The organism is Candidatus Hepatincolaceae symbiont of Strigamia maritima (assembly GCF_055505085.1).
Genome location: NZ_DBKDTU010000148.1, coordinates 1 through 8348, shown reverse-complemented (window position 1 = coordinate 8348; position 8348 = coordinate 1). Strand labels below are relative to the sequence as shown.

At 28.8% G+C, this 8348-nt stretch carries 10 protein-coding genes; 4 read left to right on the top strand and 6 right to left on the bottom strand.

Annotated elements, in window-relative coordinates; all coding sequences use genetic code 11:
* The first annotated feature begins 118 nt into the window (after positions 1 to 118).
* From rfbC to rfbA, 4 genes are read left to right on the top strand one after another with little or no spacing between them, the layout of a single operon-like run.
* Positions 119 to 664 carry a dTDP-4-dehydrorhamnose 3,5-epimerase gene (gene rfbC, locus ACQCX0_RS03865; RefSeq protein WP_462562861.1) on the top strand — a complete coding sequence of 182 codons (546 nt, stop codon included), beginning with the start codon at positions 119 to 121 and terminating at the stop codon, positions 662 to 664.
* A 10-nt stretch (positions 665 to 674) separates the two neighbouring features.
* Positions 675 to 1637, top strand: coding sequence for a dTDP-glucose 4,6-dehydratase (rfbB, locus tag ACQCX0_RS03860; RefSeq protein ID WP_462562860.1), 963 nt, complete (start codon positions 675 to 677; stop codon positions 1635 to 1637).
* 17 nt (positions 1638 to 1654) lie between these two features.
* Positions 1655 to 2506 (top strand): dTDP-4-dehydrorhamnose reductase, encoded by an 852-nt coding sequence (rfbD, locus tag ACQCX0_RS03855; RefSeq protein ID WP_462562859.1) that lies wholly within the window; start codon positions 1655 to 1657, stop codon positions 2504 to 2506.
* Positions 2503 to 3384 carry a glucose-1-phosphate thymidylyltransferase RfbA gene (gene rfbA, locus ACQCX0_RS03850; RefSeq protein WP_462562858.1) on the top strand — a complete coding sequence of 294 codons (882 nt, stop codon included), beginning with the start codon at positions 2503 to 2505 and terminating at the stop codon, positions 3382 to 3384. Before rfbD ends, rfbA begins: the two co-directional genes overlap by 4 nt.
* A gap of 390 nt (positions 3385 to 3774) precedes the next feature.
* Here rfbA and ACQCX0_RS03845 read toward each other — a convergent pair whose 3' ends face one another.
* The 6 genes from ACQCX0_RS03845 to ACQCX0_RS03820 form a co-directional block, all read right to left on the bottom strand.
* Positions 3775 to 3906 carry a hypothetical protein gene (locus ACQCX0_RS03845; protein ID WP_462562857.1) on the bottom strand — a complete coding sequence of 44 codons (132 nt, stop codon included), beginning with the start codon at positions 3904 to 3906 and terminating at the stop codon, positions 3775 to 3777.
* A gap of 1 nt (position 3907) precedes the next feature.
* Positions 3908 to 5098, bottom strand: coding sequence for an HAD-IIIA family hydrolase (locus tag ACQCX0_RS03840; RefSeq protein WP_462562856.1), 1191 nt, complete (start codon positions 5096 to 5098; stop codon positions 3908 to 3910).
* 14 nt (positions 5099 to 5112) lie between these two features.
* Positions 5113 to 5700, bottom strand: a complete 588-nt coding sequence (locus tag ACQCX0_RS03835) for a D-sedoheptulose-7-phosphate isomerase (protein ID WP_462562855.1) — start codon at positions 5698 to 5700, stop codon at positions 5113 to 5115.
* 1 nt (position 5701) lies between these two features.
* Positions 5702 to 6742 carry a GHMP family kinase ATP-binding protein gene (locus ACQCX0_RS03830; RefSeq protein ID WP_462562854.1) on the bottom strand — a complete coding sequence of 347 codons (1041 nt, stop codon included), beginning with the start codon at positions 6740 to 6742 and terminating at the stop codon, positions 5702 to 5704.
* Positions 6732 to 7874, bottom strand: a complete 1143-nt coding sequence (locus ACQCX0_RS03825) for a glycosyltransferase family 4 protein (RefSeq protein ID WP_465029880.1) — start codon at positions 7872 to 7874, stop codon at positions 6732 to 6734. Before ACQCX0_RS03825 ends, ACQCX0_RS03830 begins: the two co-directional genes overlap by 11 nt.
* Positions 7875 to 8008: 134 nt before the next feature.
* On the bottom strand, positions 8009 to 8348 hold a 340-nt coding region (locus ACQCX0_RS03820; protein ID WP_462562852.1), incomplete at its 5' end, for a glycosyltransferase.

The window sequence follows — 8348 nt, the reverse complement described above, 5'->3', positions numbered from 1 at the left end:
TCTAATAAATAGAGGAAGTATGCCTAAAGTTCTCTTGCATATTTATAATTTCTTACCTATAATTATCTATATATTCAGTAGGATATTAACATATTAATAAATGAGTATACACTAAATTATGGCTTTTACATTTAAAAAAACACAACTTTCTGGTGTAATTTTAATTACCCCTATAGTCTCAGAAGATTCTCGAGGATATTTTTTAGAAACTTATCATCAAGATAACTTTATACACAATGACATTACTACTATTTTTAAACAAGATAATCATTCTTATTCTTTAAAAGGTGTAATTAGAGGATTACACTTTCAAAAATCTCCTTTTGCACAAGCTAAATTAGTACGTTGTATTAAGGGAAAAATTTTTGATGTTGCAGTAGATTTAAATAAAAACTCTGAAACTTATCTACAATGGATAGGTGTGGAATTATCCGCAGAGAATAAACAAATGTTATATATTCCTGAGGATTTTGCTCACGGATTTTCCGTATTAAGTGATGAGGCAGAAATTATATATAAATGCTCAAATATCTACTCTAAAACTCATGATGGAGGGTTTAGATTTGATGACCCTACTCTTAACATTAATTGGCAGGTAGAAAAACCACTAGTATCTGATAAAGATTTACACTTACCAACTTTAGTAGAATTAAACCTTATTTAAAGATCACATTATGAAAATTTTAGTAACCGGAGGTTGTGGGTTTATAGGTAGTAATTTTATTAAATATATGTTACAAAAATACCAAACTTATAAAATCATTAACTTAGATTTATTAACTTATGCTGGTAATTTAGAAAATTTACTATCTGAAGCAACTAACCCTAATTATACTTTTGTACACGGAGATATTTTAGATAAAGCTTTAATACCTGAACTTCTTAAAGAAGTAGATATATGTATTAATTTTGCTGCTGAGAGTCATGTAGATAACAGTATAAAAAATCCTGAAGCATTCATAAATACTAATATTCACGGTACTTTTAACCTATTATATTATGCTAAAAAAACTAACTTAGCAAGATATTTACAAATCTCAACGGATGAGGTTTACGGTTCTCTAGGAAATACTGGTTATTTCACCGAAAATAGCCCATTGCTGGCTAATTCTCCGTATTCAGCTTCTAAAGCCTCTGCAGATTTATTAGTAAGAGCTTTTTTTGAAACATATAAATTACCTACTCTAATTACTAGGTGTTCTAATAATTACGGACCTTACCAACACATAGAAAAATTAATTCCGTTATTTATCACAAATCTTTTACAAAATAAAAAAATTCCTCTATATGGTAATGGACTTAATATTAGAGATTGGTTATATGTAGAGGATCATTGCTATGGCATAGATTTAATATTGCATCAGGGGGAAGTTGGAGAAGTATATAATATTGGCGGGAATAATGAAAAAACTAATTTAGCAGTAGCAAAATTACTACTAGATGTTTTTGGTAAATCAACAGAATTTATTGAATATGTTACAGATAGACTAGGACACGATCAGAGATATGCTATTGATAATACTAAAATACACAATAAATTAGGGTTTGTTCCTAAATTAAGTTTTGATGAGGGAATTATTAAAACCATAGAATGGTATAAAAATAATATTCCTTGGATTAACAATTCCATAAAATAATTAGGACAATAACTCTTATGTTAAAAATTTTATTAACTGGAGGTAACGGAATGTTAGGCAAAGATGCTATTCCTATCTTAGAGAAAGCGAATTTTTCAGTGTTATCTCCTAGTAGTACTGCTTTGGATATTTCTAATATACAGCTGGTAAATAATTTTTTTAAAGAAAATCATATAGATCTTATTATAAACACAGCGGCTTATACTAAAGTAGATTTAGCAGAACAAAATCCAGAGCAGGCTTTTTTAGTTAATGAGATTGGCACTCTAAATTTGGCGATAATAGCACAACAAAAAAACATCCAGCTTATTCATATTAGTACCGATTATGTTTTTGACGGCACACAAAGTTTGCCTTATCTACCAACCTCACAAACTAACCCTATTAATGTATACGGCAAATCTAAATTAGCAGCTGAGCAAGCTATTATTAATAATTGTAGTAATTTTTATATTGCCAGAACTAGTTGGCTATACGGATTAATGCCCCATAGTTTTGTAAGCACTATACTGAGTTTAGCTAAAACTAAGAATGATCTTAAAATAGTAAATGACCAAATCGGTTGCCCAACTTTTACCTATGAATTAATTAGGGGAATATTAACCTTAATACAACAGGTTTACCCCTATGGGATCTATCATATTTGTGGTAGCGGTTATACTAGTTGGTATGCTTTTGCTAATAAAATCTTTGAACTAAGTGGTATAGAAATTATAACCATTCCTATTACTACAGAAGAATTTTTAAGTAACGCTAAAAATTCCACTGCTAGACGCCCACAATACTCGGTAATGGATAATCAGAATTCATGTGTGTCTTGGGATATAGCTTTAAGAGAATATTTAAAATTAAAAGGATTATTAGCATGAGAGGTATTATTTTAGCAGGTGGACTAGGAACCAGACTTTATCCTATTACCAAGGTCATCTCTAAGCAATTACTCTCAGTTTATGATAAACCTATGATTTATTATCCACTATCAGTTTTAATGTTAGCAGGCATTAAAGATATTTTACTAATTTCTACCCCAGAAGCAATACGCTTGTTTCAGGAACTCTTTAAAGATAGCAAAGATTTAGGTATTAATATTTCCTATAAGATTCAAGAAACTCCGAGAGGTTTAGCAGATGCTTTTATTCTAGGGGAAGATTTTATTCAAGATAGGAGTGTCGCTTTAGTTTTAGGAGATAATATTTTTTACGGGAGTGGTTTTTCAGAGTTATTGGATAACACCATTAATAAAATAAATGTATCCGGAGGAGCTATAGTTTTTGGTTATAAAGTAAAAGATCCTCAACGCTTTGGAGTGGTAGAATTTAATTTAAAACAACAAGCTATTTCTATAGAAGAAAAACCCAACCATCCAAAATCTGATTATGCTGTAACCGGTCTTTATTTTTATGATAATAAAGTAGTAGAATATACTAAATCTCTAAAAACCTCTTCAAGAGGAGAACTAGAAATTACTGATTTAAATAATATATATTTAAAAAATAAGCAATTATCCGTAGAAATTTTAGGACGAGGTTTTGCTTGGTTAGATACCGGCACACCTGATTCTTTAATGCAAGCTGCTAATTTTGTACAGTCTATAGAAGAAAATCAAGGATTAAAAATTGCCTGCCTTGAAGAAATAGCTTATTATAAACATTATATAAGCAAAGATGAATTGCTTAGTTTAGCTAAAGAATTAGCTTCCTCAGATTACGGTAAATATTTAAAATCTTTAATCCACACTAAAATATAAAAATTGTTACTCCGGAACCCAAGCAATTAAAATAAGATCACAGGTAAGCATATGATGAGCACTCCTTACCATAAAATTATATCCTAAATTAAGTTCCTCTAACATTGGTTTTACATTAAAAAATTGTGAAGCATTGTGATAAATAGAAATTAATAATACTGGTTTATCTTTTTTTTATAGCATTAATTGCCCTTGTAAAACTTTTCCCAACCATCCTTCCACATCTAATTTTATTAAACCTATTTCTTTTTTGTTTTGCTAATTAAAGTTTTGCTTTCTTCGTCTAAATCTTTTTTTAAGATAACTAGTTTTTCTTCTTTGTTAACTAATTGCTCAAATCCCTTTAAATATAAAATATCATGATTTAATTCTTTTGAAATACTTTTACTTCTAATTGTTTAATTCTTGGTTCTCAGCTTGTAATTCTTGATTCTTATCATAAAGCTCCCTACTCTCCTTAGATTTCTCTATTACAAAATTTTTTAAGGCTTTATATTTTTTATTACTGATGATTTTAAACATATTAGTTTTTCCTGCTATTTTCAATTATACGACTAGTTAAATATTCTAATTTTATAAGATCTGCTTCTTTACTATCCCCCAACATTTGAGAATCTTTGAGCGAAATTTTATAATCTTCACAGGCTTTTAAAATTAACCCAGGATTAGGTTTTCTTGCCAAAGACTGCTTTCTATATTGCTCTATTGTAGCACCCATACTATATGTACAATAATAAAACCCTGTAATAATTATCCCCAGTTTTAAGCAATAATCTTTAATATAGTTATTAGTAGTTATAACATCATTCTCTTTAAAATATCCCTTGGCTACCCCTGCTTGATTACTAATGACTATAATAAGTTCTCCTCTTTGATTAGCCTCTCTCATAAACTCTAAAGTACTATTTATAAATATTAAATTAGTACCAAAAATATAACCGTCTTGATCTTCAATAATAGTATTATCTCTATCTATAAATAAAGCTTTTTTAGATTCTGCTTGTCCCCATAGAGGAATTTCTCGTTCGGCTTTTTCATAATCAGCTTTAATTCCTATATCAATAAATTTACCACCCATAGGTAAGCCAAATAATTGATTATTTAACAATATTTTCGGGAAAATATCTCTTTCTATGGAAAGCTCTTTTTTTTGCCATGCTAGATAAAAATTCTTTAAACTCGCCTTTTTAAAATAATAAACTCCTCCGTTAATATAACCGTCAATAACTTCCGGTAAAAGGTTAGTTTTTTCCTTAAAAGCAATAATTTGATAAGATGAATTAATGTTTACCAAACCGTATCTAGTTATATCTTTAGAATATCTTAAAGCAATTAAAGCAGAAGCTTTATGCTTTTGAATAAATTCTCTTAAAATACTATAATCTATATCAAAAAAAGTATCTCCGTTTATTAAGAAAAAATCCTCAGCTAAATAAATCCAAGCATTAAATACGGCTCCGGCAGTTCCTAAAGGATTTTCTTCTTTTATATATAAAATTTTTATGTTAAGTTTTTGTTTCCTAAAATACTCTTCTATAATTTCACTTTGATGATGTAATAGTAAAATAATTTCTGTAAAGTTTTGGGTAATTAATAAGTCTATAAGATATTTTAAGAATGGTATATTATTAATAGGAGCCATAGGTTTAGGAACATTTTTTACTACCTCCTTAAGTCTGCTCCCAAATCCGCCTGCTAAAATTACTGCTTGCATTTAATTATGTTTCTCTAAATAAATGTCTCATTAAGTAAATTTTCTTCAACTAGGGAACAAATAACATGCCCTAACATGATATGAGATTCCTGAATACGCGGGGTATCTTGAGAAGGCACCTTAATTAAATAATCACAGAGATTATCTATTTTTCCGTTATTGCTACCAGTTAACCCTACTATTATTAATTCTTGTTTTTTTGCTTGTTCAATTGCCTTAAGAATATTAGTAGAGTTACCAGAGGTAGTTATAGCTATAAACATATCTCCTTTGCGTCCTAAGGCCTCTATTTGCCTTGAGAATAAATATTTATATCCGTAATCATTTCCAATTGAGGTTAAAATTGAGGTATCCACAGTTAAAGCAATTGCCGGCAGAGCTTTACGATTAAAATAAAATTTACTAACAAACTCTCCTGCAATATGTTGAGAATCTGCTGCACTTCCTCCATTACCAGCAATTAATAATTTATTAGCGTTTTTATAAAGAACAATTAATGCTTTAACAATGTTTTCTATACTTGCCAAAGTGTTACTATCCTGTAATATTTTTGTTTTAGCATTAATAGAATCTTTAATCTGTTTTTTAATAATATTTTGCATTTTATCCTTTTATTTTACATGACCAATTTTCTGCTCCATATTTAGCAAATGAAACTTTAGTTAGCGTTCCTTTTAATTTTTGTAAAGCTTCTATAACTTTATATTTTTTTACATTTGGGCAATAAAACATCATAAAACCGCCACCCCCAGCTCCAGAAATTTTACCACCTAATGCTCCATTTTTAAGAGCAATTTCATATACTTCATCTATAAAAACATTGCTAATATTTTGAGATATTTTCTTTTTCTCATGCCATCCCTCATTTAAAATTTCCCCCATTTCATGTAAATTACCTTTTAGTAAAGCATTTTTCATATCAGTTGCTTGATCTTTAAGTTTGTGGGTAGCAACCAAAGCCCTTTCATCATGATTTTCAATATGTTTAGCTTGATCAGTAATAATATGAGAAGATATCCTAGAAGTACCTGTATAATATAAAACTAAATTATTAGCTAATTCATTGATATAATCAGGATGGATTTTGAGTTGATTCACTACAACTTTATCATCTCGATAAAACTCCATAAAATTAAACCCTCCAAAACAAGCTGCATAATGATCTTGTTTGCCACCAGACATTTGCAAATCTAAACGTTCTATCTCCCAACCTAAATGAGCTAAAGTATAATCATCTAAATATAACTTTAACCATTTGTCAAATGCTTTCATTACAGCTATTACCAAGGTGGAAGAAGAACCTAACCCTGAACCTGCAGGAGCATCCACAAAAGTAGATAGTTTAAAAGATAGTGCCTCGTTATGAGTAAATTCTTTGGTAATCCTATTATAAATTGCTTTAAATAAGTCTAATTTATCATCCATTTCTAGATAATTTGTAACATTTTCATAAATAATAGTTTCTTTTCTATCTAAAGCATGAAATTCTATCCTACCATTATTCATAGGTTCAATATAAGCATACGCATACAAATTAATACAAGAATTTAAAACTACCCCTCCGTATAAATCACAATAAGGGCTGACATCAGTTCCTCCTCCTGATAACCCAATTCTTAAAGGAGCTTTTGCTTTATAAATCATTATTCTTCTTTAATTTTTCTTGATTTAATAATTCTTGAATACCTTGTTCAAAAATTTTTTTATATTCTTTATATATTAGTCTACTATTATTTGCTAACTCTTGCAACTTATCAGGATTATCTTTTACTATTTTAATATTCTTTACTATTTCTCCTATATTTTTACACAAGTGCATAGATTGTGTACTCTCTATCCCTTTAAACCCTACTGCAGTAGAAATTATCGGTACTCCTTTTGCTACAGCTTGCACAGTTTTAACATTAATCCCGGTGCCAAATATAATTGGACATACTATTAAATCTACTTCTTCATAAAAACTATCTATATCTTCAACAAATCCTCTGTTATCTAAATATTCTCTAGTTGATATATGATTAATATAATTATTTATTATATTTTCTTTAAATATCCCTATTAAGTTATTTATATTCGGTAACTGCAAAACATTTTGTATTCTCTTGATTAAAGTATGTCTTTTAGATACTTTGTTTAAAAAGTTTTTATCTAAAACTTTACCTGCTATTAATACTTTTAGTTCTGTATTATTTAAGGTAGTATCAAACTTATTAAGAAAAGCCAGTAATGCATAAAGATTAACTTTCATATTGCTTCCCACAAATCCTATTTTTTGTAATCTCTGATATTTTTTATTTACATAAGTTGCTTTACTTTCTATATGGGGGATAATAATAATTTTACTCTCATTATTTATACTCTTAAAAAACTGTTTTTCTTCCTCAGTTCTGGCTATAATGATCTCTGCTCTTTTTAAATATTCTCCTTCTTGCTTTGGTGTAGCGGTAAACCCTTCCTTAGTAATCCCTGCTTCATGAAGCATTATATATCTATCAGATATTTTATCATGAGTATCTATTACTTTTAAAATATTATTAGGAATATACTCTAAGATTTTAGATTGAAAAATATAATGACAAATTACTATATCTATTTTACTGTAAATACAAAGATCTCTTATCTTCTCCCCTAATCCCTCCTCATACCATGCATCCATTCTAAAGATACCTACTTTATTAGGTTTCTCTCTCCAAACATGAACTGGGATTGCTTCAAAATAATCCCATTTTTTTAGCATTGCTATAGCATTAAATGTAGTATCAGAATTAACAGTCATATAACGATCAAAATCATAATATATAAAAACTATTTTGTGTCCTAAGGTTTGTATATATTTTGTTACATTATATATATACGACCTGTTACCATGGCTTTGACTATGAGATGGAGTGTTACTAAATACCAATATTCTCATTGGATAGTCCTTTTTAATTTTTTATTATTTAATAAATCATACATTCCATTCTCAAAAACTTTTTTATATTCTTTATACATTAACATACTACTATCTGCCAATTTTTGTAATTTTCTAGGATTATACATCACAGTTTTAATACTCTCTATTACTTCTTCAATATTGCTGCATAAATGCATCGGCTCTACACTTTTTATCCCCTTAAACCCTATTTTAGTAGAGATTATCGGCACTCCTTTTGCTAAGGCTTGTACCGTTTTTACATTAATTCCGGTGCCAAATATAATTGGACATACTATTAAATCTACTTCTTCATAAAAACTATCTATATCTTCA